This window comes from Aeromonas sp. R2-1 (assembly GCF_040908425.1).
GTDB lineage: Bacteria > Pseudomonadota > Gammaproteobacteria > Enterobacterales > Aeromonadaceae > Aeromonas > Aeromonas caviae.
Map to the genome: position 1 here is coordinate 13,687 of NZ_JBFODR010000031.1, position 26,662 is coordinate 40,348.

The window sequence follows — 26,662 nt, forward strand, 5'->3', positions numbered from 1 at the left end:
CAAGCTCCTCCCCCTTTTGAAGGGGGAGGCTGGGAGGGGGTGAGTAGTTGTTATGCTGACAGGGGTCATAGTCGGAGGAATACTGTCATGAACGAGAAGCCAGTTCGTGTTTTCAACCGCGAGGCCACGCTGGATAAACGGCGTGAACAACGAAACAATCCAACAGAGCCTGAACGGCGATTGTGGCAGGCGCTTCGGGCTGGGCAACTCGGAGTCAAGTTTCGCCGTCAGCAAGGTATAGGCCCATACATTGCGGATTTTTACTGCCCCGGGCGGTTGTTGGTCATTGAGGTTGATGGCGACAGCCATTTTGACATGCGGGGTCTGCGTCATGACAAGCGACGGGATGCCTACATGGCGGCCCTGTCGCTGACGGTACTGAGATTTAGCAACAGGGAGGTGATGGAAAATCTACCCGGGGTGGTTGTCTCTATTCGGGCATGGCTTGATCGCGTCTGACCCCACCCCAGCCCTCCCCTTGCCAGGGGAGGGGGCCAGAGTGCCCTCTGTACGGGCTGGAAAGCGTCATACACTTCCCTTTTTTGAAGGGGAGGTGGTTGCAGACGGGGATGTGCATCAGGATGGTTGCCCTGTCGGGACGGGCTTGTTAGCCTTTCGCGCACAAAGACAGGAGAAACCAATGAGCAAGGTACTGGATGAGCTGCTGGCGTTGCTGGCGCTCGAAAAGATCGAGGAGGGCCTGTTTCGGGGCCAGAGCCAGGATCTCGGGTTGCGATCCGTGTTTGGCGGACAGGTGATGGGGCAGGCCTTGTCAGCCGCCAAGCAGACGGTGGCAAGCGACCGCCAGGTCCACAGTTTCCACTCCTACTTCCTGCGCCCCGGGGATGCCAACAAGCCCATCGTCTACGACGTGGAGAACATCCGCGACGGCCAGACCGTCTCCACCCGCCGGGTCAAGGCCATCCAGAATGGCAAGCCCATCTTCTACCTCAACGCCTCCTTCCAGGTGGAGGCCGAGGGCTTCGAGCATCAGACGAAGATGCCGGCCGGCATCACGCCCCCCGAGCAGCTCAAGAGCGAGCTGGAGCTGGTGCGTCCCTACGAGCAGATGATCCCGGCGGCCCTGCGGGACAAGATCCTGTGCGAGAAGCCCATCGAAATTCGCCCCGTGACCCTGGTGGACCCCATCCGCCCGGATGTTCACGAGCCCCTTCGCTACACCTGGTTCAAGGCCAATGGCCCGGTGCCGGACGATCAGCGGGTCCACAACTACCTGCTGGCCTATGCCTCCGACTTCCACTTCCTGTTCGCCGCCCTGCAGCCCCACGGGGTCTCCTACTGGGAGCCGGACATGCAGGTGGCCACCATCGATCACTCCATGTGGTTCCACCGGGAGTTCCGGCTGGACGACTGGCTGCTCTACGTGGTGGACAGCCCGAGCGCCAGCGGCGGTCGGGGTCTGGTGCGCGGCCAGTTCTTCACCCGGGATGGGGTATTGGTGGCGAGCACCATGCAGGAAGGGGTGATCCGTCGCCGGGGCTGAGACGCCCTCTTGCACCAATAAAAAACGGGAGCCGATGGCTCCCGTTTTTTATTGCCTGCGCTATCAGGCTGCGTCCTGCTCGGTGCTGAGTGCTGGCTCGCCCCGGGCGAAACGATCGGCCCACAGGGCGATGACGCCGTCACCGGTGACGTTGCAGGCGGTGCCGAAGCTGTCCTGGGCCAGGTAGAGGGCGATCATCAGGGCGATGGAGGCCTCACCGAAGCCGAGCATGGAAGTGAGCAGGCCGAGCGCGGACATGACACCGCCACCCGGTGCGCCCGGCGCGGCAATCATGATGACGCCCAGCATCATGATGAAGGGCACCATGGTGCCGTAGCCCGGAATGGCCAGGTGTTCGGAGAGGAACATCACCGCCGTGGCGCAGGTCACCAGGGTGATGGTGGAGCCGCACAGGTGGATGGTGGCGCACAGGGGCACGGTGAAGTTGGCGATGCCGTCGCTCACGCCGTTGCGCTTGCTGGCTTGCAGGGCCACCGGAATGGTGGCGGCGCTGGACATGGTGCCAAGGGCGGTGAAGTAGGCGGGCAGCATGTTCTTGATGAGCATGACGGGGGAGCGCCCCTGAGCGAGGCCGGTGCCGACGAACAGGACGCAGAGCCAGATCCAGTGCATGACGATGGCCATCACCAGCACCACTCCGAAGGTCTTGAGGGTGGCGAAGACGGTGCCTTCCACCGTCATCTCGACGAAGACGCCGGCGATGTAGAAGGGGAGCAGGGGAATGATCACGCGTGCCAGCAGGCGGTCGATGATGTCACGGCCCTGATCGGCGACCCGGCGCAGGTCGGTGGCCTGGGTGGCGCTGATGCCGATGCCGAACACGAAGGCGGCGGCCAAGGCCGACATCACCCCGAACAGGGGCGGGATCTCGAGATTGATGTAGGAAGCGAGCTTGGTGGCAGCCTCGGCGGTGGGCTCGGCGGCCGTGGTCAGGTGCGGGATCAGGTGGCTCGCCACGGTGAAGGCGAACAGGCCCGCCAGTATGGTGGAGCAGTAGGAGAGCCCCACCGTCTTGCCCAGCAGCTTGCCGGAGTTCTTCGGCAGGCTGGCGATGCCGCTCATGATGAAGAAGAGGATGATGAGCGGGATGGTGAAGGTGATGAGCTGGCCTATCACCGTCTTGGCGGTGAACAGCACGCGGGCGACCCATTCGGGGGCATAGAGACCGAGCAGCAGGCCGGCGAGGATACCGGCAACCAGATTGAGAACGAGTTTCATGGGGGAATCCAGGTGTTGGTGTCTGATTTGTTATTTAATTTTGATTTTAATGCCGCTTTTTAACACAAACACCGCATCTTGTCTGCTTTATGGTGGTTAACTCAGGGTTAAATATTGTTAACGGGCTGAATGCCGTGAGGTGTCACTGCCCTCGGGGGCTTTCGCGGATCAGCGCCGCACCAGCAAGGCGTGCAGCCAGGGGCCGTTCACTTCATCTTCCCCCACCCAGCCATGGTGCAGGGTGAAGGGGAGGGGAGCGATCAGGCGTCGCAGCCCCGCCTCGTCGAGCCGGGTCTGCAGGGGATATTCCCCCGACCGTGGCTGCGGTTCGCCCATCCCGTGGGGGAAGGAGGCGTAGAGAGGGCCCCCGGCCTTGAGGAGGGTGGCCAGATGACCGAGCGCCGGGGCTATCTCGTGTTCGGGCAGACAGGGGAGGGAGCCGCTGGCCCAGATGCCGTCATAGGGAACGACGCTTCGCATCTGCTCGAAGCGGCAGACTCGCACCGGCTGGCCGCACAGGCGCGAGGCGGCGGCGGCCTGCGCTCGGCTCGCATCGAAGGCGGTCACGGTGAGGCCTTGCTGGCGAAAGAGGCGCAGATCCTCTCCTGCCCCGCAACCGGCCTCCAGCAGATGACGGCCGCTGCCCAGCAGGGCCAGGAAGGGGGCATGGGCGCCTGCCACGAGGGCGGGGCGAGGGGCGGCGTCGTGCGCCGGCGCGGGGGCGTGTGGCAAGGGTGTCGGGCTCATCGTGGTGGGGGGCGTTACTCTAGCAGGTTTGCCCCCGGCTGTTGAGCATTGGCGGGGGCGGCGCGTCTTGCAGACTCAGGGGTGGCGGCGAAGGGTGGGGCTCGCGATGAGGGTGAACAGGGTATCGAGGAGAAAGTCCGACTCCTCAATCAGATCGATGCGATCCGGGAAGTGCAGCCAGTTGATGATGTAGCCGTCCAGGGTGCAGTGGAGCAGGGTGGCGGCGCGGCGCAGATCCAGCCCCTCGGGCAGTTGGCCGCGACGCACGGCATTGGCCAGGGTGATCTCCAGATCCCGGAAGAAATTCATGGATTGCAGGTGCATGTGCTCGCGCATGACGGCGGCCTCTCCCTCCATGGATTCCAGATTGAACATGATGGTGAACATCTGCTGGTGGGCGGGCTCGGTGCTGATCTTGAGCATCACCTCCTTGAGAAAGCTGCGCAGCTTGCCCAGGGGATCCGCCTCCGCCTCGTCGACGCAGGCATCGAGCTGGTGGGAGAGGGGGGCACACAGCTCCTCCCACAGGGTGACGAACAGCTCTTCTTTATTCTTGAAGTGCCAGTAGATGGCGCCCCGGGTGAGGTCCGTCGCCTTGGCGATATCGGTCAGGCTGGTGCGTGCCAGCCCCTGTTGGCAGAAGAGATCCAGGGCCGTGCTCATGATGTTGCAGCGGGTTTGCTGCGCCTCTTCTTTGGTGCGTCTGGCCATTGACTCCGGTCCTGTTTAAAAGTGAAAAAAGTTTCTTACATACATTCATGAATGTATGTATATTGCCTCATCTTCGCCGTTTTACCAACAGGGGCCTTATAAACCCTGTGGTTTTGTCACTTCTTTTTGATTGAAACAGAGGTTCAGAGTCTTGATGCATAAACATATTCTCGCACGTTCGGTCGGCCTTGCCTTGCTGGCAAGCGGCCTGCTGGCTGGCTGTGGTGACAAGGACGGGGCCCAGCAGGCCATGGGGGAGATGCCTCCCGCCGCCGTGGACGTGGTCACCCTCCATACGGCCCCCCTGCAACTGTTGTCCGAGCTTACCGGCCGCACCGCCCCCCTGCGGGTGGCCGAGGTGCGTCCCCAGGTGAACGGCATCATCCTCAAGCGCCTGTTCACCGAGGGGAGCGACGTCAAGGCCGGTCAACTGCTCTATCAGATTGATCCCGCCGTCTATCAGGCCGAAGTGGCTTCCGCCAAGGCCAACCTCGCCAAGGCCGAGGCCAACGAGCGCAGCGCCCGCCTCAAGGCCCAGCGCTACGCCGAGCTGGTGAAGGTGAAAGCCATCAGCAGCCAGGAGTATGACGACGCCGACGCGGCCTGGAAACAGCAGCTGGCCGAGATCGGGGCCGCCAAGGCCGCATTGCAGACCGCCAACATCAACCTGGCCTACACCCGCATCACTGCCCCCATCAGCGGCCGCATCGGCAAGTCGGCGGTGACCGAGGGTGCCTTGGTGACCGCCCAGCAGGCGGACAGCCTCACCTCCATCTCCCAGCTCGATCCCATGTACGTGGACGTGCGCCAGTCCACCGCCGACCTGCTGCGGCTCAAGCGCCTGGTGGCCGAGGGCAAGCTGACCCAGGGGGAAAAGGACGGGGCCGGTGTCAGCTTCCAGCTGGAAGATGGCAGCCAGTATGGCGAGAAAGGGGCCCTCCAGTTCTCCGACGTGACCGTGGACGAGGCGACCGGCATGGTGACCCTGCGGGTGATCGTGCCCAACCCGGATCAACTGCTGCTGCCCGGCATGTTCATGCGCGCCACCTTGCAGGAGGGCGAGCGCCCGCAAGGCCTGCTGGTGCCCCAGACTGCCGTGACCCGCACCCCCAAGGGCGGTGCCACCGTCATGGTGGTGACGGCGGACAACAAGGTGGAACTGCGTGAAGTGCAGGTCGGCCGCATGTCCGGCGACAGCTGGGTGGTGGAGTCCGGTCTCAAGGCTGGCGAGAAGGTGATCGTCGCCGGTCTGCAGAAAGTCAAACCCGGGGTTGTGGTGGCGCCCACTGAACGTGCCGGCAACAGCGCACAACAGACCCCGGCAACCAAGCAGTAGGATGGAGTAGTCGCCTCATGGCACGTTTTTTCATAGATAGACCCATTTCCGCCTGGGTGATCGCCCTGGTGATCATGCTGGCCGGGGCCATGGCCATCATCGGCCTGCCGGTGGCCCAGTACCCGACCATCGCCCCGCCGGCGGTTGGCATCTCCGCCAGCTACCCGGGGGCCTCCGCCAAGACGGTGGAAGACTCGGTGACCCAGATCATCGAGCAGAACATGACCGGGCTGGATCACCTGCTCTACATGTCGGCGCAATCCGACTCGTCAGGGAACGTCAGCGTGACCCTCACCTTCAAGCCGGGTACGGATCCCGACATCGCCCAGGTGCAGGTGCAAAACAAGCTGCAACAGGCCATGTCGCTCCTGCCCCAAGAGGTGCAGCAACAGGGCGTGCGGGTCCAGAAGACCTCCAGCAGCTTCCTGATGGTGGCCGCCTTCATCTCCACCGATGGCGCCATGACCAACGATGACCTGGCGGACTATGTGGTAGCCAACATCAAGGAGCCCCTGAGCCGTCTGGACGGGGTCGGTGACATCACCTTGTTCGGCAGCCAGTACTCCATGCGCGTCTGGCTCGATCCCCACAAGCTCAACCGGGTGCAGATGACCCCGGCCGACATTCAGGCCGCCATCAAGGCCCAGAACGCCCAGGTTGCCTTCGGCAAGCTGGGGGGGACCCCTGCGGTGAGCGATCAGCAATTTACCGCCACCATCATGGGCCAGACCCGGCTCTCCACCGTGGAGGAGTTCAACAACATCCTGCTGCGGGTGAACCAGGACGGCTCCAAGGTCCAGCTCAAGGACGTGGCCCGGGTCGAGCTTGCCGGTGAAAACTACGACGCGACCGCGCTCTACAACGGCCAGGCCACCGCCGCCGTCGCCATCAAACTGGCGACCGGTGCCAACGCCCTGGACACCGCCGAGCACGTGCGGACCAAGCTGGGTGAACTCTCCGAGTACTTCCCGGCCAACATGGAGATCGTTTATCCCTACGACACCACGCCGTTCGTGAAGATCTCCATCGAGGAGGTGGTGCAGACCCTGATCGAGGCGATCTTCCTGGTGTTCTGCGTCATGTATCTGTTCTTGCAGAACTTCCGGGCAACCCTGATTCCGACCATCGCGGTGCCAGTGGTCCTGCTCGGCACCTTCGGGGTGATGGCGGCCTTCGGCTTCTCCATCAACACCCTGACCATGTTCGGTCTGGTGCTCGCCATCGGCCTCTTGGTGGATGACGCCATCGTGGTGGTGGAGAACGTGGAGCGTCTGATGAGCGAGGAGGATCTCTCCCCCCTCGAGGCGACCCGCAAGTCCATGACCCAGATCACCGGCGCCCTGGTGGGCATCGCCCTGGTGCTGTCGGCGGTGTTCGTGCCCATGGCCTTCTTCGGTGGCTCTACCGGTGCCATCTATCGCCAGTTCTCACTCACCATCGTCTCGGCCATGGTGCTCTCGGTGCTGGTGGCCCTGATCCTGACCCCGGCCCTGTGCGCCACCCTGCTCAAACCCATGAAGCACGGTGAATTCGGCGCCCAGCGCGGTTTCTTCGGCTGGTTCAACCGCTTCTTCGACACCAACGCCAACCGTTACCAGAACGGCGTGCGCAAGGTGATCAAGCAGGGCACCCGCTATGGCATCATCTATCTGGCCATGCTGGCGGTGCTGGCGGTGCTCTTCATGCGCATGCCCACCTCCTTCCTGCCGGAAGAGGATCAGGGGGTCATCATGTCCATGGTGCAGCTCCCGGTGGGGGCGACCAAGGAGCGGACCGAGGTGGTGCTCGGGGAGATGCGCGACTACTTCCTCGAGAACGAGAAGGAGAACGTGGACTCCGTGCTGACGGTGGCGGGCTTCAGCTTCGCCGGTAGCGGTCAGAACAGCGGCATGGCCTTCATCAAGCTCAAGGACTGGAGTGAGCGCAAGGGAGAAGAGCGCAGCGCCAATGCCATCATCGGCCGCGCCATGGGGTTCCTGTTCAGCATCAAGGAAGCCCAGGTCTTCGCCTTCAACCTGCCCCCCATTCCGGAACTCGGCACGGCCACCGGCTTCGACTTCTTCCTGCAGGACCGCGGCGGTCTGGGTCACGAGAAGCTGATGCAGGCGCGCAACCAGTTGCTCGGCATGGCGTCGCAGGATCCCAACCTGGTACGGGTACGCCCGAACGGGATGGAAGACACGCCCCAGCTCGACATCAAGATCGATTACGAGAAGGCGCTGGCCCAGGGGCTCTCCATCACCGACATCAACAACACCCTGTCGGCGGCCTGGGGCTCCTCCTATGTGAACGACTTCGTCGACAGAGGCCGGGTCAAGAAGGTCTATCTGCAGGCGGATGCCCCTTTCCGGATGAACCCGGAAGATCTGAAGCTGTGGTACGTGCGCAACAGCGCGGGCCAGATGGTGCCCTTCTCCGCCTTTGCCAGCACGGAGTGGAGCTTCGGCTCGCCCCGTCTTGAGCGCTACAACGGTGTCTCCGCCATGGAGATCGTCGGTGAGGCGGCCCCTGGCAAGAGTACGGGTGACGCCATGGCGGCCATCGAGGAGATGGTGAAACAGTTGCCGGAAGGGATCGGTATCGAGTGGACCGGCCTCTCCTTCCAGGAGCGTCAGGCAGGCTCCCAGGCGCCGGCCCTGTACGCCATCTCGCTCCTGGTGGTCTTCCTCTGTCTGGCGGCCCTCTACGAGAGCTGGAGCATTCCGTTCTCGGTCATGCTGGTGGTGCCGCTCGGGGTGCTGGGGGCCATTTTGGCCGCGACCCTGCGCGGGCTTGAGAATGACGTCTACTTCCAGGTGGGCCTGCTCACCACGATCGGGCTGTCGGCCAAGAACGCCATCCTCATCGTCGAGTTCGCCAAGGAGCTGCACGACAAGGGGATGAGGCTCGGGGATGCGGTGGTGGAGGCCTCGCGTCAGCGTCTGCGCCCCATCCTGATGACCTCGCTCGCCTTCATCCTGGGGGTACTGCCCCTGGTGATCAGCACCGGGGCGGGCGCCAGCAGCCGAAACGCCATCGGGACCGGCGTGATGGGGGGGATGATCAGTGCCACCGTACTCGCCATCTTCTTCGTGCCGCTGTTCTTCGTGCTGGTGATGCGCTATTTCACCGAACGCAAGCATGCCGGGGAAGAGAGTGTTCACACCAAGGAGATCAACCATGACTAAGACCCTGATCGCCCTTGGCGTGACCCTGATGCTGGGGGGCTGCTCCATGGCCCCCGACTACCAGCGCCCCGAGCTGCCCCAAGGCGCCTCCTGGCAAGCTGACCTGGCCGCCGGGGAACTTGCCCCCTGGCGCCAGCAGTTCCAGGACCCGGCCCTTCAGACGCTGATCGGCACCGCCCTTGAGAGCAACCGGGATCTGCGCCTGGCAGCCCTCAACGTCGAGGCCTACGAGGCGAAATACCGTATCCAGCGGGCGGCCCAGTTGCCGACCCTGGCCGCCAGTGGCAGCGGCACCCGCCAGCAGGGATCCGACGATCTCAGTAGTACGGGGCAGGGCACCATCAGCAGCCAGTACGGCGCCAACATCGGCATCACCGCCTATGAGCTGGATCTGTTTGGCCGGATCCAGAGCCTGAAAGATCAGGCCCTTGAGACCTATCTGGCGCAAATCGAGACCCAGCGCAGCACCCAGATCGCCCTGGTGGCCTCGGTGGCCAATGCCTACTTCACCCTGCTGGCCGATCAGGAGTTGCTGGCCCTGAGCCAGGCGACCCTCGCCACCGAGCAGGAGAGCTATGCCCTCACCGAGCACAAATACCGCCTGGGCGCCGCCTCCGAGATGGAGCTGGCCCAGGGGCGCACGGCACTGGAAAACGCCAAGGTCAGCCAGGCGCAATACCAGCGTCTGGTGAAGCAGGACAGAAACGGTCTGGCCCTGCTGCTTGGCACCGATATCCCGGTGCTGGCGGCACAACCGGCCACCCTGGCAGAGGTGAAACTGGCGCCGATCCCGGTGGGGGCTCCCTCCAGCCTGTTGCAGCAACGCCCGGACATCCTGGCGGCGGAGCACAACCTGAAGGCGGCCAACGCGAATATCGGAGCGGCCCGTGCCGCCTTCTTCCCGACCATCTCGCTCACCGCGACGGCGGGCACCGCCAGCAACCAGCTGAACGGTCTGTTTGACGGCGGCACCGGCACCTGGACCTTCATGCCCCAGATCAATCTGCCCATCTTCGACGGCGGCAAGCGCGTTGCGGATCTGGACGTGGCCGAGGTGGGGACCAGGCAGGCGGTGGCGAGCTACGAGAAGAGCATCCAGACCGCCTTCAAGGAGGTCGCGGACACCCTCGGTGCCCAGGCGGACTACGCGCAGCAGCTGCAGGCGCAACAGGCGCTGGTGGATGCCAACCAGACCTACTTCAGGCTGGCGGAGGTGCGTTACGAGCAAGGGGTGGACAGCTACCTGACCCGCCTCGACGCCCAGCGCTCCCTGTTCAGCGCCAAGCAGGGGCTCATCAGCACCCGGCTCGCCCAGCTGAGTAACCAGGTCGCCCTCTACAAGGCCGTCGGTGGCGGCTGGCAGGCGCCGAAGGACGCAGAGCCGGCATCAGACAAACAGGGTTGACCCCTCGGGGTTGACGTAAAAAGCATCAGGGGCGAACCACTAGGTTCGCCCCGTTTTTTATCTGTCATGTCGAGAAGCCAAATCGAGGCTGGTGACAACGGCGCTCCCTGCCCGGGGCAGGGAGCGGGCAGGAGGAGCCCCAGGCTCATGGGCGCCGTCCTCGGCAGCCATCATGGCCCGCCTGGAGGTGACCACCTCATCGCCGTCATCCGTTGCGCCGGACCCAGGAGATGCCATTTATCGCATAAGCTGAGCAGTAATTATTCTTTCAAAGAATAAATGGTCGGCTCTTATAGTCAGTCACTCGCCCCTCATTCCAAGGATGTGAAATGAAACGACTCGTGCCCGCCACCCTGCTTGTTGCAGGACTGGCTCTCGCCCCGCTGGCCCAGGCGACCACCCTGCTCAACGCCTCCTATGACGTGATGCGCGATTTTTACAAGGAGTACAACGGAGCCTTCCTGAAGCACTGGCAGGCCGAAGGTGGGGAGCCACTGCAGATCAACATGTCCCACGGCGGATCGAGCAAGCAGGCGCGCGCCGTCATCGACGGCCTGCCCGCCGATGTCATCACCATGAACATGGCCACCGACATCAACGCCCTCGCCGAGCATGGGGGCCTGGTGCCCAAGGGGTGGGCGGATCGCCTGCCGGATCACAGCGCCCCCTTCACCTCGGCCACCGTGTTCATCGTGCGAAAGGGCAACCCCAAGGGGTTGAAGGATTGGCCTGATCTGCTCAAGGAGGGGGTACAGGTCATCGTGCCCAACCCCAAGACCTCGGGGAACGGCCGCTACACCTATCTGTCTGCCTGGGGGTATGTGCTGGAGCAGGGGGGCGATGAAGATGCGGCCAGGGCATTTGTCGGGAAGCTGTTCAAGCAGGTTCCCGTGCTCGACACCGGCGGCCGCGCCGCCACCACCACCTTCATCCAAAACCGCATAGGGGACGTGCTGGTCACGTTCGAAAACGAAGCCGAGATGATTGCCCGGGAGTTCGGTCGTGGCAGCTTCGAGGTGGTCTATCCGAGCGTCACCGCCGTGGCCGAGCTGCCGGTGTCAGTGGTGGACAAGGTGGTCGACAAGCAGGGTACCCGCAAGGAGGCCGAAGCCTATCTGGCCTATCTCTGGTCCGACGAAGGCCAACGCATCGCTGCCAGCAACTATCTACGCCCGCGCAACCCGGCGATCCTCGCCGAGTTTGCAGACCGTTTCCCGAACGCCACCTTCCTCGACGTGGTGAAGACCTTCGGCGCGTGGCCTGTGATCCAGCGCACTCACTTCAAGGAGGGCGGGGTGTTCGACCAGATCTATGCCCAGCGCTGAGGGGCCTCTGGATAACGATGCTCACCCAGGTGCAGCCGGGGCGTGGCTGCCTGGCTGCCCTCTCTGTCGGTGGGGCCAGGTTGGAGCGTCAGGCTCTGAAAGATGAACAGGACCGTCTCGGATGGTGGGGGAGGGTGTTCTGGCGCAGTCACTTCGGCGTCTTGGCCAGAGACCCGAGACAAACAGCACGAAGGGTTGGCCTCGCACTGAGGCCAACCCTTCGTCTGTCTGGTGCCGGTAATAGGAGTCGAACCTACGACCTTCGCATTACGAATGCGCTGCTCTACCAACTGAGCTATACCGGCGGCTTGATGTTCAGAGTCGTGAAAAAAGCCGGACAAGTCAATTGAGCCAACTCGATTTTATGAGTTGGCTCATGATGTTAAGGCATATCAGAGGTCAACGAACTCCGGGATGTGAGCACGGCCGCGGCTCTCGAGAAAATCGAGCAGGGCACGGGGGGAGCGGGCCAGGATCCGCTCATGTGGGAAGTTGGCTTCGGTGACCAGCCGATGGCAGTGATCAAAGTCGCCGAGGCTGAATGCCACGTGGGAGTCGGAGCCGAAAGTGAGGTAGGCACCCAGATCGCGCGCTGCCTCGACGATGGCGCGGCAGTTGCTTTCACTGCCTGCACGGGAGTGACTGAACGAGGAGTTGTTGACCTCCAGCGCCACTCGATACTCTGCCGCTGCCTTGACCACCGCCTGAATATCGATGGGGAAGGCGGGATTGCCGGGATGGCTTATCATGTCGACCCGACCGCTTCGAATGGCGTTGATCATGGCCTGGGTGTGGGTCGCCTGATCGCAGGGGGGGAACACCGGTTCGTGAAAGCCCGCCATGATCATGTCGAGCCGGGACTCGTAGCGCTCGGGGAAGTCTATTTCACCGTCAATGTTCTTGATGTTGGCTTCTATGCCGCGCAGGATGCCGACCCCGTCCACGACTCTGGGCAACACGTGCAGATTGACGAAATGCCAGTAATGCGGGGCATCTGCCATGTCCGGGCCATGGTCCGTGGTGGCGAACAGCTTGATCCCCTTGGCTTTGGCGATGGGCAGGTAATCGTGAATGGTGCTGTAGGCGTGGGTGCTGGCGACGGTGTGCGTGTGGGTATCGACTGTATACTTCATCTTCTCTCCCCTCTGGCATGAGGCGACAGCATAGCAAGATTGGCGAAGCCGGGCCATGTGGCTGGTTGCCATACTTTGTCACAATTTGGGTCTGTGCTGACAAAGTCTGATGACGTTTCACTGCGAGGATGGCGACATCGATGCAAGCCTGAACACCCATCGATGGGTCGACACTGGATGGTCAGACCCGTTTTCCCCGCCGTCGCCCCTGCGACGGTTTTTTTTGGTTCTCTGTCGGCGCATCGGGTGACGGCAGGCCAAAAAAATGCCCAACTAGCATGACGCAGGTTGGGCGAGACTTAATGTTTAATTGCAGTGGCATAGATATAGAGTGCCGTCTCGCCGCGAAGTTCCCGCCATCTTCCCTCTTTTTTGATTAAAAACATTTAGCCAACACTTGTTCACATTCTCTTGACATGGGTGGGCGTGAAACGTACTTTTTAAACATTCGTTTAAGTGAGGTGTCCAGTGAGTAAAATCGATACCAAGAACCGTATTCTCGACGCCGCCGAGGTGCTGTTTGCCGAGCGAGGGTTCGCCGATACCTCGTTGCGTCTGATCACCAGCGAGGCCGATGTGAACCTGGCTTCGGTCAATTATCACTTCGGCTCCAAGAAGGAGCTTATCCAGGCGGTGCTCGACCGTTATCTGAGCCTCTTCATGCCGGCACTGGACGGGCGGTTGCAGACGTTGATGGCGCAGGATCAGCTGACCCTGTTGCAGGTGTTCGAGAGCTTTGTCGAACCTCTGATGAAACTGTCGGCCGTCAGGGCGAATGGTCCGGCGCTCTTCATGCAGTTGCTGGGGCGCGGCTATATCGACAGTCAGGGCCACCTGCGCCGCTTTATTACCACCCATTATGGGGCGACCCTGCACGGGATCACCCAGGCCATCTCCAAGGCCAATCCGGATTTGTCGCCAGCGGATCTCTTCTGGCGCCTGCACTTCACCCTGGGCACCGTCGTCTTCACCATGGCCTCGGCCGATGCCCTGCGTGACATCGCCCAGGCCGATTTTGGCCAGCAGCTCGATGTGGAAGGGCTGGTGCGCAACGTCATTCCTTATCTGGCGTCCGGTGTCGGGGCGCCCGTGGAGTCGACCAGGCTCTCCCTGGCCGTGTAACACCTAACAATAATCAACGGAAACAGTGAAATAGAAGGAACTTCGGTATGATCACATTGCTTGTCCTGCTGGTGCTGGCGATAGCCGTGGTGCTCGGTGTCCCCGCCATCCGTAAAAAGGTGGTGACCCGCCCCGTGTTCGGCATCTTCAAGAAGATATTGCCGCCCCTGTCGGCCACCGAGCGGGAGGCCATGGAGGCCGGCTCCGTCTGGTGGGATGGGGAGCTGTTTCGCGGCAACCCGGACTGGAAGAAACTGCACGGCTACGGCAAGGCCGAGCTGAGCGCAGAAGAGCAGGCCTTTATCGACAACCAGGTCGAAACCCTGCTCGCCATGGTGGACGACTTCAAGATCGTCAACGAGACCAAGGACCTGCCGGAGCCGGTGTGGGACTATCTGAAGAAAGAAGGCTTCTTCTCCCTGATCATCCCGAAATCCTACGGCGGCCGCGAGTTCTCGGCGATTGCCAACTCCACCATCGTCACCCGTATCGCCACCAAGAGCCTGAGCGTCGCGGTCACCGTCATGGTGCCCAACTCCCTCGGCCCGGGCGAGCTGCTGATGCATTACGGCACCCAGGCCCAGAAAGATTTCTGGCTGCCGGGGCTGGCCAACGGCAAGGAGGTACCCTGCTTCGCCCTGACCGGGCCGGAAGCGGGCTCCGATGCGGGCGCCATCCCGGACAAGGGGATCGTCTGCAAGGGGATGCACAAGGGGGAAGAGGTGCTGGGTATTCGCCTGAACTGGAACAAGCGCTACATCACCTTGGCGCCGCGCGCCACCGTGCTGGGGCTGGCGTTCAAGCTCTATGACCCGGAAAAACTGCTGGGTGACAAGGAAGAGATCGGCATCACCTGTGCGCTGATCCCGACCAGTCACCCTGGCGTGCGCGTCGGCGATCGCCACTACCCCATGGGGCTGGCGTTCCTGAACGGTCCGACCTTCGGCAAGGATGTGTTCATTCCGCTCGACTGGATCATCGGTGGCCCGGATTACGCCGGCCGCGGCTGGCGCATGCTGGTGGAGTGCCTCTCCGCCGGTCGCGGCATCTCGCTGCCAGCCCTTGGCACCGCCTGCGGTCACATGGCGAGCCGCACCGTGGGCGCCTACTCCTATGTGCGCAAGCAGTTCGGCATGTCCATCGGCAAGTTTGAAGGTGTGCAAGAAGCGCTGGCCCGCATCGGCGGCCTCACCTATCAGCTCGAAGGGGCTCGTCGCATGACCGCAGGTTCCCTGGACTTGGGTCAGGCACCGGCCATCGTCACCGCGATCTCCAAGTACCACATGACCGAGATGGCGCGCCAGATCATGGATGACTCCATGGACATCCACGCCGGTCGCGCCATCCAGCTGGGCCCGAAAAACTACACCGGCTACGCCTACATGGGTATTCCGGTCGCCATCACGGTGGAAGGGGCCAACATCCTGACCCGTAACCTGATGATCTTCGGGCAAGGGGCTACCCGCTGTCACCCGTACGTGTTTGCCGAGCTGGAAGCGGCGGCCGACACCGATGTGGAGCGCGGTCTCGAGAAGTTTGACGCCCTGTTGATGAAACACATCGCCTTCGGTACCGGCAACTTCTTCGGTGCCCTGTTCCAGGGGCTGACCCTGGGCCAGTTCAACAGCGCGCCGGTGGCTGGTGAAACCGCCCGCTACTACAAGCAGCTCTCTCGCATGAGCAAGGGGCTGGCCCTGTGCGCCGACGTCTCCATGCTGATGCTGGGCGGGGATCTCAAGCGCAAGGAGATGATCTCCGCCCGTCTGGGTGACGTGCTGAGCCACCTCTACCTGGCCTCCGCCACCCTCAAGCATTACGAGGATCAGGGCCGCATGGTCTCTGACCTGCCGTTCGTGCAGTACGCGGTGGAGCGCAACCTCTACCTGATTGGCAAGGCGTTCGAGGGCTTCTTCCAGAACTTCCCGAACAAGGTGGTGGGTGCCGTACTCAAGCGGGTGGTGTTCCCGTTCGGCGTCGGTTACAAGATGCCGGCGGACGATCGCTGCCATGCCATCTGTCTGGCCATGATGACGCCGGGCGAGTTCCGGGATCGTCTGACCGCGCTCTGTTATGTGGGCAAGGACGAGGCGGATCCGGTGGGGCTGATGGAGCGTGCCTTCCAGGCCATGGTCTCGGTGCAGCCCATCGAGAAGAAGCTGGTGCAGGCCCAGAAAGAGGGCAGACTGCCCCGCAAGCTGGCGCTGCCTGAGCTGGTGGCTGCGGCCCTGTCCCAGTCCATCCTCGGCAAGGAGGAGGCGGACAAGCTGCTGGCCGCCGATGCCCTGCGCTACGAGGCTATCCAGGTGGACAACTTCGCTCCTGGCGAGCTGGAAGGATTGTCTCAACCGAACACGGTCGAGCATGCAGCCTGACCCCGAGCGTAAACCGACAACCGGCCCTAGTGGCCGGTTTTTTGTTGTTCAACCAGGCATTTACAAGGTCGATTAATTCCAGTTTAATGCAATGGCCCCCACCCTTGGGGCAGGAAGCAAGGCCATCGGAATGGCCGATAACAACAACTCAGGAAGAGTGAATGAACCTCGCCAAAACGGCGATCGAACGCCCCATCTGGGTGGCGGTCTCGGTCGTGCTGATTTTTTTGCTGGGCCTGCTCAGCATCCGGGGACTGCCCGTCCAGCTGTTTCCCGACATAGACCGTCCTCACCTCAACATCACGGTGGACTGGCGTTCGGCCTCGCCCCAGGAGATGGAGTCGGAGATAACCGATCCCATCGAGCAGGAGATGCAGGGGGTACAGGGGCTCAAGAGCCTCAGCAGCAACAGCTACCCCGGCTTCACCGAAATCGACATGGAGTTTGCCCTCGGCACCGACATGCAGCGGGCCCAGCTTGACGTCATCTCCCGCCTGAACCGGGTCTCGGGGCTGCCGGACAACATCGGTGGCCCTTACGTCAACAACTACAGCAGCAACGACACCCTGACCTTCTTCTTCATCCAGCAACTGCCCGGCGCCAAGGGGGAGATAGACGATCACCAGGCGCTGATCGAGGCGCGGGTCAAGCCCGAGCTGGAGCGGATCCCCGGGGTGTCCACGGTCGACATCGAGGGGATCAACGAGCGCCAGATCCAGATCCGCTTCGACCCTTACCGCGCCGCCGAGCTGGGGGTGGAGATCCCGGTGCTCGCCAGCCGGGCAACGACGGGCTGGGATGTGTCGGCCGGGACCCTCGACATCGGACGCTGGGAGTACAAGCTGCGCTTTGCCGGTCGCTATGACGTGGCGGCCCTGGGGGACAAGGTGGTGGACTGGCGTGACGGCCTGCCCATCTATCTGCGGGACGTTGCCGAGATCAGAGTGGCCCGGGAGGAGAACCCGGTGCTGCGCATCCAGAACGGCAACACCGCCATCGCGGCGCAGATCTTCAAGGAGAGCGGCGCCAATGCCCTGGCGGCGCTCGAGGGGATCAAGGCCAAGGTTGGGGAGCTCAACCGGGAGGTGCTGGAGCCGGTCGGCCTGCACATGGAGCAGTCGTTTGACGCTTCCCTCTACATCAACCGGGCGGTGAGCATGGTGACCGCCAACCTGGGGCTCGGGGTGCTGCTCTCCTGCGCCATCCTCTGGGTCTTTCTACGCCAGCTCAAGGCGACCCTGATGATCGCGATCGCCATTCCCATCAGCATCATGCTCACCTTCTGCCTGCTCAAGGTGATGGGGCGGACCCTCAATATCATCTCCCTGGCGGGCATTGCGTTTGCGGTCGGCATGGTGCTCGACGCCGCCATCGTGGTGCTGGAGAGCATCTACCGGCGCCATGAGCGGGGTGACATCAGCAAGGGAGAGGCGGCGCTGGAGGGCACCCGCCGGGTGTGGACCGCTCTGGTGGCGTCCACCCTGACCACGGTCGCCATCTTCCTGCCGGTGCTCCTGCTCAACGACGTGGAAGGGCAGTTGTTTGCCGATCTTGCGCTCACCATCGCCTGCGCGGTGACCGTCTCCATGGTGGTGGCGGTCACGGTGTTGCCTGCGGTGGCGGCGCGCTGGATGGGGCACGAGCGGCTGATTGATCCCTTTGAGCGCCTGTGGTGCCGCGTCACCCGCCATGTGATCCACTGGACTGCCACCGCCCCCAGGCGCTGGGCCATCATCGTCCTGATGATGACGGGGCCTGTGCTAGTGAGCTGGTTGATGTTGCCCAAGATGAACTACCTGCCGGATGTGAAGCGGGACGCCATCGACGTCTGGATGAGTTTCACCCCCGGGGTCAATCTCAAGGCCCAGCGGGAGGAGGTGATCGATACCCTGATTGCCCGCCTCGACCCCTATATGAAAGGGGAGAAGGAGCCTGTCCTCAAGAACTACTACATCCTGCGCTACCCGGGCGGTGCCCAGATCGGGGTGCGACCAAAGGAGGATAACCAGATCAAGGTGCTGGAGCAGCTCTTGATGAAGCAATTGCTGGTGGGCATTCCCGACACCCAGGTATTTGGCGGTCAGGGGTCCCTGTTTGGCGGTTTTGACAGTGAAAACAGCATCTCCCTGCTGATCCAGGGGGGTGGGCTACCCGAACTCTATCAGGCGGCCAGGGAGAGCATGACCATAGTGCAGCGGGACTTGCCCGGCGCCCAGGTCAGGCCAGAGCCCGGACTCGATTTCACCGCTCCCGAGCTTCGGCTGGTGCCCCAGGACAGGCGCCTGGCCGAGGTTGGCTGGGATCGCTCCCCGATGCCCGCCATCATCCAGACCTTCGGCGATGGTCTGCGGGTCGGCGAATATTTCGACGGGGATGAGCGGCTCGACATCCTGCTGATGGGGCAGGCCTCCGCCAACCCGGACGAGCTCAAGGCGGTGCCGCTTGCTACCCCGTCCGGGCGCATCGTTCCCCTTGGGGAACTGCTGCGGGTGGAGCCACAACTCGGGCCTGAGAGCATCTTCCGATCCGATGGGCGGCGCAGCATCAGTCTGCAGATTTCGCCCCCTGCGGGGATGAGCATGGAGCAGGTGCTCGACACCCTGCAGCACAAGAGTTTTGCCGCCATCCGGCCGTTGCTGCCTGCCGGGGGGGAGCTGCGGGTCGCCGGCAATGCCGACAGCCTGCAACAGGCGCTCGGCAACCTCGGCAGCATCTTCCTGTTCGCCGTGATGATACTGCTCATTCTGCTGTGGGGGGTCTTCGCCTCCCTCAAGGATGCCGTGCTGGTGTTGCTCACCTTGCCGCTCGCCACCGTAGGCGGCGTGCTGGCGCTGCACCTGAGCGGTCTGGTGGCGCCGCTGCCGATGGACTTGCTCACCATCATCGGCTTCGTCATCCTGCTCGGGTTGGTGGTCAACAACGCCATTTTGCTGGTGCACCAGACCAGGATGGCCGAGCGGGAGGGGATGAGCCGGCAGTCGGCAGTCACCGATGCTCTGCAAAGCCGGATGCGTCCCATCGCCATGACCAGCCTCACCAGCATCTTCGGCATGCTGCCCCTGATGCTGAGTCCGAGCGAGGGGAGCGAAATCTACCGGGGGCTGGCCACCGTCATCGTCGGCGGCATGAGTTGCAGCACCCTCTTCACCCTGATCCTGTTGCCCGCCTTCCTGCGGTTGGGGGAGCAGACCGACATACCGCACGCCCTTCGGCAGCGTGCCTGAGCAAGGAGCTCATCGATGACACAAGGTTTCACAAGGATGGTGGTGGGGGCTCTGCTGCTGGCTGGCGGGCTGCCTGCGCTTGCACAAAGCAAGATGGTGACGCTGGCGGAGGTGGCCCAGGGAGAGGCGGGGGCCAGCATCTGGGTCAGCGGAACGGTGGCAAGCCGCCAGCAGGCGGCGCTCAGCGCCGAAGTGAGCGGTCGGGTGGAGTGGATAGCCGAGTTTGGCAGCCGGGTGAAGGCGGGGGACGAGTTGCTGCGCCTGGACAGCGCGACCCTGCGCCTCTCGCTGGAGCAGGCGAGGGCGGAACAAGCCAGAGAGGGGAGCAACCTGCGTTACGCTCGCGCCGAGTTCCAGCGCCTGGATCGTTTGCACCAGCAAAAGAGTGCCTCCCAGAGCCAGTATGACAAGGCGCGCTATGACGTGGAGCAGGCTGAGCTGGCCGAGCAGCTGGCGCGGGTGCAGGTGCGCCAGATTGAGGAGCAGCTGCGCAGAAGCCGCATCTTTGCCCCGTTTGACGGAGTGGTGAATGAACACTTCATCCAGCCGGGGGAGCATGTGGATGCGGGCGAACAGGCGCTTGAGCTGGTCAATCCGGACCAGCCGGACATCCGGTTGCGTGCGCCCATCGCCTGGGCCCGGCAACTGGCCACCCAGACCCGGTTGCGGGTGGAAGGGGAGCAGCTCAGCAGCCACGCCATCTATTACCAGCGAGCGGCGAGCGCCGATCCCAAGTCCCGGCTCATCGAGCTGCGCCTCAAGCCGGAAGCGGGCACCTTCATCATCGGCTCGCCAGTGCGGGTGGCGCTGCCGATGGGAGAGGAGCACACCATGCTGCTGCCTCGGGATGCCCTGGTGCTCGGCACCGAGGGGAGCGTGGTCTATCAGGTGGAGCAGCGCGGCGAGGCGCTCACGGTGAACCGGGTGCCGGTCACCGTGCTCTTTGGGGACAGCCGGGAGGTGGCGGTGAGTGGCGCCCTCAAGCAGGGAGACAAGGTGGTGGTGCGCGGCGCCGGCAGCCTGCAGGATGGGGACAAGGTGGAGCTGTTTCGCGGTTGAACCCGGGCAGATCCCATAAAAAAACGGCTCCCGCGGGAGCCGTTTTTGTTGCAGGGAGGAGGGGCGATTACTCGACCATCATCACCTTGCAGGTGTTGGTGCTGCCGACGGTTTCCATCTTGTCGCCGTGGGTGAGCAATACCATGTCGCCGCTTTGCAGCAGTCCCTTGGCCTTGAGCACGTCCAGCGCGTCGCGGCACACCTCGTAGACCGGCTTGGTTTCGTCGCCATCGAACAGCACGGGGGTGACGCCGCGGTAGAGGTTGGCCCAGGCCAGGGTCTTGTTGTGAGGAGACATGGCGAAGATGGGCAGGCCGGAGCTGATGCGGGACATCAGCAGCGGGGTGGTGCCCGACTCGGTCAGCGCCACGATCGCCTTGACCCCTTCCAGGTGGTTGGCCGCATACATGGTGGACATGGCCACCGCCTCTTCCACCGAGGTGAAGGTGTAGCTCATGCGGTGGTTGGAGACGTTCAGGCTCGGGTGCTTCTCGGCGCCCACACAGACGCTGGCCATGGAGGTCACGGTCTCGATGGGGAACTGGCCGGCGGCGGTCTCGGCGGAGAGCATCACCGCATCGGTACCGTCCAGCACGGCGTTGGCCACGTCCATGACTTCGGCACGGGTCGGGAGCGGCGCGTTGATCATGGACTCCATCATCTGGGTCGCGGTGATGACCACGCGATTCAGGCGACGGGAGTGGCGAATGAGCTTCTTCTGTACACCCACCAGTTCGGGGTCGCCGATTTCGACACCCAGGTCACCACGGGCCACCATGACGGCATCGGAGCCGAGGATGATGTCTTCCATCGCCTCGTCGCTGGCGACGGTCTCGGCGCGCTCGACCTTGGCCACGATCTTGGCGTTGGAGCCGGCTTCGCGGGCCAGTTCGCGGGCGTAGCGCAGATCATCGCCGCTGCGGGGGAAGGAGACCGCCAGGTAGTCCACGTTCATGCGGGCGGCGGTCTTGATGTCTTCCTTATCCTTCTCGGTCAAGGCCGGGGCGGAGAGGCCGCCACCTTTCTTGTTGATGCCCTTGTTGTTGGAGAGCGGGCCGGCCACGGTCACCGTGGTGTGGATGCGGGTGCCTTCGACCTGTTCGACCTTCAGTTGCACGCGGCCATCGTCCAGCAGCAGGATGTCACCGGATACCACGTCCTGCGGCAGGCTCTTGTAGTCGATGCCGACCTGCTCCTGGCAGCCTTCGCCCTTGCCGAGGGCGGCATCGAGAATGAACTTGTCACCGATGGCGAGGTAGATCTTGCCATCCTTGAAGGTGGAGACGCGGATCTTGGGGCCTTGCAGATCGCCCATGATGGCCACGTGGCGGCCCAGCTTGGCGGCGATGTCACGCACCTGGTTGGCGCGCTGGATATGATCTTCAGGAGTGCCGTGGGAGAAGTTCATCCGCACCATGTCGGCACCGGCGCGAATGATCCCCTCGAGAATGCCGTCGCGATCGGTCGCCGGACCGAGTGTGGTAACAATCTTTGTACGTCTTGGCATGAAAGACTCCAATGTGAAGTTGATATGACTTGAAATACTGCCCCGTCAAGCATGTGGCATGGCGCCAACTGGCAGGCCATCTGGGTGGCCTTGTTTGATTGAATTTCGATACTACACCAAGCCCGTTGGCATAGACAGTCGGGGGCGGACCCCCGAATGATCAGGAGGAGTGCGGGGTATCAAAGCGGGATTCGCGCAAACCTTCTTTGACTTTCTTCAGGTTTTCGCGAAATTTCATGCCACGGCGCAGGGTGAAACCGGTGGCTAGCACGTCCACCAGGGCGAGCTGGGCGATGCGCGAGGCCATGGGCATGTAGACGTCGGTGTCTTCCGGCACGTCCATGGAGAGCACCAGGTTGCATTCGCGGGCCAGGGGAGAGTCCTTGGCGGTCATGCCGATGACGGTGGCATCGTTTTCCCGGGCCAGCGCGGCAATTTCCACCAGGGCCTTGGTGCGGCCGGTGTGGGAGATGAGGACCACCACGTCCCCTTCGCTGCTGTTGATGCAGCTCATGCGCATCATGACGATGTCATCGAAGCTCACCACGGGGATATTGAAGCGGAAGAACTTGTTCTGGGCATCCCGGGCGACGGCGGAGGAGGCGCCCAGACCAAAGAAGCTGATCTTCTTGGACTGGGTCAGAATATCGACGCAGCGGTTGATGGCCGAGATGTCCAGGCTGTTCTTGGCGGCATCGAGGCAGGCCATGGTGGATTCGAAGATCTTGGCGGTATAGGTATCCGGGCCGTCTTCCGCTTCCACGTGGCGGTTCACATAAGGGGTGCCGTTGGCCAGGCTCTGGGCGAGGTGCAGCTTGAAATCGGGGAAACCCTTGGTATCGAGGCGACGGCAGAAACGGTTGACGGTCGGTTCGCTCACATCGGCCAGCTTGGCCAGGGTAGCAATGCTGGAGTGAATGGCGGTCTGGGGTGAGGCCAGGATCACTTCAGCCACCTTACGCTCTGATTTACTGAAACTTTCCAGATTGTTCGTAATTTTATCGAGGGTATTCATCATTACCACCAGGCATTTTTGTAATTTAACTTCAGTGTCTGTGCACTAAATTCACAGCTCAAGCAGGTTTCCAGTCTCCGCGATGACTATACAAGACAAGCGCTTATCGGAACTAATCTCGGCCCTGCAAAGTATGACTCATGTCTAATTATTTCGTGTTTTTAGTTGCAAACTTCCATTTGCGTCTTGAAAACGCTTACAAATGTTGCAAAGCAACAACACTGTGAGCGGGCGCACACTTGTCTGCATAAATCGCGCAGCCCGGCTGCGGGCTCGAGTAGTATTGCAGCCAAATAATAATGTCGGGACGGTAAGGGCCGCCCCGAGTCGGTAACGAAGGAGTTTGTTATGCAGCATACCCATGCGCTGGTGGGCGACGTTGGCGGTACCAATGCCCGGCTGGCCCTCTGCGAACTGGCGACGGGCGCCATTTCCCAGGCAAAAACCTATTCGGGGCTGGCCCATCCCAGCCTGGAGGCCGTGGTGCGCCTCTATCTCGAAGAGCACGATGCCACCGTGGGCGAGGCGTGCATCGCCATCGCCTGTCCCATCAATGGTGACTGGGTCGCCATGACCAACCACAGCTGGGAGTTCTCCATCCGCGAGATGCAGGCCAACCTCGGCCTTGCGCGCCTGCAGGTGATCAACGATTTCACTGCCGTCTCCATGGCGGTGCCCGTGCTCGGCGAGAGCGATCGCATCCAGCTCGGGGGCGCGGCCCCAGTCGCCGGCAAGCCCATCGCCATCTATGGCGCAGGGACCGGCCTTGGCGTTGCCCACCTGGTGCAGGCCGGTGAGCAGTGGCTGAGCTTGCCGGGTGAGGGCGGTCACGTGGACTTCGCCGCCAACACGGAAGAGGAAGATGCGGTGCTGCAGGTGATGCGCGGCGAGCTGGGCCATGTGTCGGCGGAGCGTTTCCTCTCGGGCCCCGGGCTCGTCAATCTCTATCGCGGCTTGGTCAAATCCGATGGCCGCGAGCCCGAACCCTTTGCCCCCAAGGACATCACCGAGCGCGCGCTGGCGGGGGATTGCCTCGATTGTCGTCGCACCTTGAGCCTGTTCTGCGTGCTCATGGGCCGCTTTGCCGGCAACCTGGCCCTCAACATGGGCACCTTCGGCGGTGTCTACATCGCCGGTGGCATAGTGCCGCGCTTCCAGGAGTTCTTCATCGGATCGGGCTTTCGGGTCGCCTTCGAGGACAAGGGGCGCTTCAAGCCTTATCTCAAAGACATTCCGGTCTTCCTCATCACCCATGAAGGGCCGGGGCTGCTCGGGGCAGGGGCTTATCTGCGCCAGTCCCTCGGGATCCGTCTCTGAGCCTTGCCAGGGTGAACATGGTTCAGTCCCGATTCAGTGACCGGGGCGTAAAGTGAACCTACGTACTCAAGAGGACGGGGCTTCATAGGGAATTGAAACCGGTCTTCATCCGCTGGGTGCGCATTGTCACCTGACAAGCCTGAACTGTTTTACCGGCCCTCGCGGCCGGTTTTTTTATGCCTGTCGTTTCTGCGCGAGCATGGGGCTGAGGGGAGCGGCAGGCCAGCTTCTGATGGGGGGGCAAGCTCGTCAGCCTCGCTGCCATGTGCTTGGCCTGGTCGAAGCATAAGGAGTGAGGCGTGAGACAGAGAAAGCACCGGGATGGCAATGCCCGAATGCGGCAGGAGCCAGGTACTGGCTCCTGCGCTGTCAGGGGAGGGTGATGTGGAATCTCGCGCCGCCGAGCGGGGAGTCATCCACCCGGATCTCGCCGCCGTAGCTGTGCACGATTTCGGTCACCACGGCGAGGCCAATCCCCTGGCCGGGGGAGCTGTCAGCCCGCACGCCGCGCTGGAAGATCTGCTGCGATTTGCCGGGGGCGATGCCGGGGCCGTCGTCTTCCACCACGATGAGCAGACCCCTCTCCCGGTGGCGGACATGAACCCGGATCTCGTTGATGGCGAATTTGCAGGCGTTGTCCAGCAGGTTGCCCATCAGCTCCATCAGATCGCCCTGCTCGCCGTGGAAGAAGACATCATCGTCAAACTGGAAGCCGGTCTGCAGCTTCTTGTGGCGATAGACCTTGGCGAGACTGGCCAGCAGCTTCTCAATGAGGGGAACCGGTTCGGTGCCCTTGCTCGCGAGGCGCTTTCGTCCGGTGACGGCGCGGCGCAACTGGTACTGGATGATCTGATCCATGGTGGTGATCTGTTCATTGATGTTGTCATGGATGTCGTGGCCGAGCTTGAGCTCCTGGGCGGTGATCTGGATGAGCGCCAGCCGGGTTTTCAGGCTGTGGGCGAGATCGTTGAGGGCGTGCTGGTAGCGCTGGGTCTGCTGGCGTTCGTTCTCCAGCAATTGGTTGACCGAGCTTGTCAGGGGGGTCAGCTCGCGCTCGTAGTCGTTTGACAGTGCCTCTCGCGTACCGGCGCGGATCTCGTCAATCTGGCGTGCCATGGTACGCAGGGAGGAGAGGCTCCAGAAACTGGTGAGCAGCAACAGGGCGCCCAGCAGACAGTAGGCGAGCAGCGCCTGGCGAATGCAGCGGTAGAGGTAATCGCGGGTCTGGGCCTGATAGCGCCTGGCGGAATCGACCATCACCACGTAGTAGGTGGTGGGGCCAGCGCCATGATTGCGCAGGAAACGCAGGCTGTAGATGAAGTAGCTCTCGCCGTTCTTGATGGTATGCAGCTTGAAGAAATAGTCCTGATCCAGTCCCCCTAGGTATCTCATCAGATCCCGGCAGATGGTCTCCTTGATGGAGACCACCTCCGGCATGTGGAGGCTGGACCAGCTCAGCTCCCCGTCGGCGCGGCAGATCAGGGTATCGAGATTGGGGTCGATGGCATCCGGGGTGAGCTTGCCAAGATCCGTCATGGCATGGGGCTCCGGCTGCTTGGACGAGAACAGCTTGGAGAGGTTCTCCTGCATGCGGACACTGGCTTTCTGGGCCTGCTCCTCGGCATGGCCGAGGTAGAGGATGTAGACGGAGAAGGCCATGATGAGCGCGATGACCAGCATGGCACTCAGCATCAGCTTGAGGTGCAGGGAGCGGCGGATCAGGGTCAGGGGATGCATCATGGCAAGGCGCATCAGCTGCAGGCGAGGTTGAAGATGTAGCCCTGGCGGCGGATGGTGGAGATGGGCTGGATGCTCCCTTCCGGATCCAGTTTTTTGCGAAGCCGGCTCACCATCACCTCGATGGTGTTGGGATCCCCTTCACCATCCCCATAGAGCTGATCCAGCAACTGCTGTTTGGAGACCACCTGACGGGCATTTCGCATCAGGTATTCCAGGATCAGATATTCGAAACTGGTCAGCACGGTGACCTCGCCGGCGATGGTCAGCTCCTTGCGGGAGAGATCCAGCTCGTAGTCACCCGCCTTCACTCTGGGGGAGATGAAGCCGGCGCTGCGGCGTACCAGCGCATTGAGGCGGGCCAGCAGCTCGTCCTTCTGGAAGGGTTTGACCAGGTAGTCGTCCGCCCCGGCCTCCAGTCCTTCCACCTTGTCCTGCCAGTTGCCTCTGGCCGTCAGCACAATGATGGGAAAGGGGATCTGCTGCTCGCGCAGGCGGGTGATGAGCTGAAGGCCATCCATGTCAGGCAGGCCTAGATCGATGATGGCGACATCGATGGGGTAGTCGGCTGCGTAGTGTAGCGCCACCTGGGCATTGTCCGTGCTGTAAACCTGGTTCTGGGCCTCGGTCAACAGGGTGGAGAGGTGGTGATTGAGCAGCTTGTCGTCTTCAACCAGTAGGATTTTCATAAGATGCATGATGATGAGGGTCCAGGCTGTCAATTAGAGGGTCAACAAGAGGG

The 26,662-nt window shown here is 62.5% G+C and carries 19 protein-coding genes and 1 tRNA gene; 11 read left to right on the top strand and 9 right to left on the bottom strand.

What is annotated here, in order from left to right:
* The first annotated feature begins 87 nt into the window (after positions 1-87).
* On the top strand, positions 88-459 hold the full coding sequence (locus AB5Y80_RS10890) for an endonuclease domain-containing protein (protein ID WP_039039189.1): 372 nt from the start codon (positions 88-90) through the stop codon (positions 457-459).
* 181 nt (positions 460-640) lie between these two features.
* Entirely contained in the window at positions 641-1,504 is an 864-nt protein-coding gene (gene tesB, locus AB5Y80_RS10895; RefSeq protein WP_103260450.1) for an acyl-CoA thioesterase II, read from the top strand.
* Between the two features lie 63 nt (positions 1,505-1,567).
* Here tesB and AB5Y80_RS10900 read toward each other — a convergent pair whose 3' ends face one another.
* The 3 genes from AB5Y80_RS10900 to AB5Y80_RS10910 form a co-directional block, all read right to left on the bottom strand.
* The gene (locus tag AB5Y80_RS10900; protein ID WP_042014198.1) at positions 1,568-2,743 is read right to left on the bottom strand and encodes a dicarboxylate/amino acid:cation symporter; all 1,176 of its coding nucleotides are present in this window, start codon (positions 2,741-2,743) and stop codon (positions 1,568-1,570) included.
* A 168-nt stretch (positions 2,744-2,911) separates the two neighbouring features.
* On the bottom strand, positions 2,912-3,475 hold the full coding sequence (locus tag AB5Y80_RS10905) for a bifunctional 2-polyprenyl-6-hydroxyphenol methylase/3-demethylubiquinol 3-O-methyltransferase UbiG (RefSeq protein ID WP_223302571.1): 564 nt from the start codon (positions 3,473-3,475) through the stop codon (positions 2,912-2,914).
* Between the two features lie 90 nt (positions 3,476-3,565).
* Positions 3,566-4,201: a TetR family transcriptional regulator gene (locus AB5Y80_RS10910; protein WP_041213205.1), complete on the bottom strand. Its 636-nt coding sequence runs from the start codon at positions 4,199-4,201 to the stop codon at positions 3,566-3,568.
* Positions 4,202-4,355: 154 nt separating this feature from the next.
* Here AB5Y80_RS10910 and AB5Y80_RS10915 point away from each other — a divergent pair, with 154 nt between their 5' ends.
* The 4 genes from AB5Y80_RS10915 to AB5Y80_RS10930 all read left to right on the top strand — a co-directional run bounded on the left by AB5Y80_RS10915 (position 4,356) and on the right by AB5Y80_RS10930 (position 11,434).
* On the top strand, positions 4,356-5,537 hold the full coding sequence (locus AB5Y80_RS10915) for an efflux RND transporter periplasmic adaptor subunit (protein WP_010673710.1): 1,182 nt from the start codon (positions 4,356-4,358) through the stop codon (positions 5,535-5,537).
* 17 nt (positions 5,538-5,554) lie between these two features.
* Positions 5,555-8,704: an efflux RND transporter permease subunit gene (locus tag AB5Y80_RS10920; protein WP_368172922.1), complete on the top strand. Its 3,150-nt coding sequence runs from the start codon at positions 5,555-5,557 to the stop codon at positions 8,702-8,704.
* Positions 8,697-10,109: an efflux transporter outer membrane subunit gene (locus tag AB5Y80_RS10925; RefSeq protein ID WP_368172923.1), complete on the top strand. Its 1,413-nt coding sequence runs from the start codon at positions 8,697-8,699 to the stop codon at positions 10,107-10,109. Before AB5Y80_RS10920 ends, AB5Y80_RS10925 begins: the two co-directional genes overlap by 8 nt.
* Before the next feature lie 329 nt (positions 10,110-10,438).
* Positions 10,439-11,434 (top strand): sulfate ABC transporter substrate-binding protein, encoded by a 996-nt coding sequence (locus AB5Y80_RS10930; protein ID WP_042881496.1) that lies wholly within the window; start codon positions 10,439-10,441, stop codon positions 11,432-11,434.
* 229 nt (positions 11,435-11,663) lie between these two features.
* Here the strand turns inward: AB5Y80_RS10930 and AB5Y80_RS10935 are convergent.
* Positions 11,664-11,739 (bottom strand) — tRNA-Thr (locus AB5Y80_RS10935).
* An 87-nt stretch (positions 11,740-11,826) separates the two neighbouring features.
* Entirely contained in the window at positions 11,827-12,567 is a 741-nt protein-coding gene (locus AB5Y80_RS10940) for a phosphatase (protein WP_005324180.1), read from the bottom strand.
* A 468-nt stretch (positions 12,568-13,035) separates the two neighbouring features.
* On the opposite strand from AB5Y80_RS10940, the gene AB5Y80_RS10945 reads away from it, so the two are divergent.
* From AB5Y80_RS10945 to AB5Y80_RS10960, 4 genes are all read left to right on the top strand, one after another.
* A complete protein-coding gene (locus AB5Y80_RS10945) occupies positions 13,036-13,689 on the top strand; it encodes a TetR/AcrR family transcriptional regulator (protein ID WP_005324182.1) in 654 nt (217 codons plus the stop codon).
* A 47-nt stretch (positions 13,690-13,736) separates the two neighbouring features.
* A complete protein-coding gene (locus tag AB5Y80_RS10950) occupies positions 13,737-16,061 on the top strand; it encodes an acyl-CoA dehydrogenase (protein WP_368172924.1) in 2,325 nt (774 codons plus the stop codon).
* Positions 16,062-16,222: 161 nt separating this feature from the next.
* The gene (locus AB5Y80_RS10955) at positions 16,223-19,285 is read left to right on the top strand and encodes an efflux RND transporter permease subunit (RefSeq protein ID WP_368172925.1); all 3,063 of its coding nucleotides are present in this window, start codon (positions 16,223-16,225) and stop codon (positions 19,283-19,285) included.
* Between the two features lie 15 nt (positions 19,286-19,300).
* Positions 19,301-20,344 carry an efflux RND transporter periplasmic adaptor subunit gene (locus AB5Y80_RS10960; protein ID WP_368172926.1) on the top strand — a complete coding sequence of 348 codons (1,044 nt, stop codon included), beginning with the start codon at positions 19,301-19,303 and terminating at the stop codon, positions 20,342-20,344.
* Positions 20,345-20,411: 67 nt separating this feature from the next.
* Here the strand turns inward: AB5Y80_RS10960 and pyk are convergent, their stop codons facing one another.
* Positions 20,412-21,851 carry a pyruvate kinase gene (gene pyk, locus AB5Y80_RS10965; RefSeq protein WP_041214849.1) on the bottom strand — a complete coding sequence of 480 codons (1,440 nt, stop codon included), beginning with the start codon at positions 21,849-21,851 and terminating at the stop codon, positions 20,412-20,414.
* A gap of 160 nt (positions 21,852-22,011) precedes the next feature.
* Complete coding sequence (locus tag AB5Y80_RS10970; protein ID WP_029314760.1) at positions 22,012-22,866, bottom strand: MurR/RpiR family transcriptional regulator; 855 nt, start codon at positions 22,864-22,866, stop codon at positions 22,012-22,014.
* A 348-nt stretch (positions 22,867-23,214) separates the two neighbouring features.
* Between AB5Y80_RS10970 and glk the strand changes: the two genes are divergently transcribed.
* Positions 23,215-24,183, top strand: coding sequence for a glucokinase (glk, locus tag AB5Y80_RS10975; protein ID WP_039041241.1), 969 nt, complete (start codon positions 23,215-23,217; stop codon positions 24,181-24,183).
* Between the two features lie 369 nt (positions 24,184-24,552).
* Here the strand turns inward: glk and AB5Y80_RS10980 are convergent, their stop codons facing one another.
* The gene (locus tag AB5Y80_RS10980) at positions 24,553-25,935 is read right to left on the bottom strand and encodes an ATP-binding protein (protein WP_236758723.1); all 1,383 of its coding nucleotides are present in this window, start codon (positions 25,933-25,935) and stop codon (positions 24,553-24,555) included.
* A complete protein-coding gene (locus tag AB5Y80_RS10985; protein ID WP_041207018.1) occupies positions 25,935-26,609 on the bottom strand; it encodes a response regulator in 675 nt (224 codons plus the stop codon). The genes AB5Y80_RS10980 and AB5Y80_RS10985 overlap by 1 nt, the downstream gene beginning before the upstream one ends.
* Positions 26,610-26,662 lie beyond the last annotated feature (53 nt).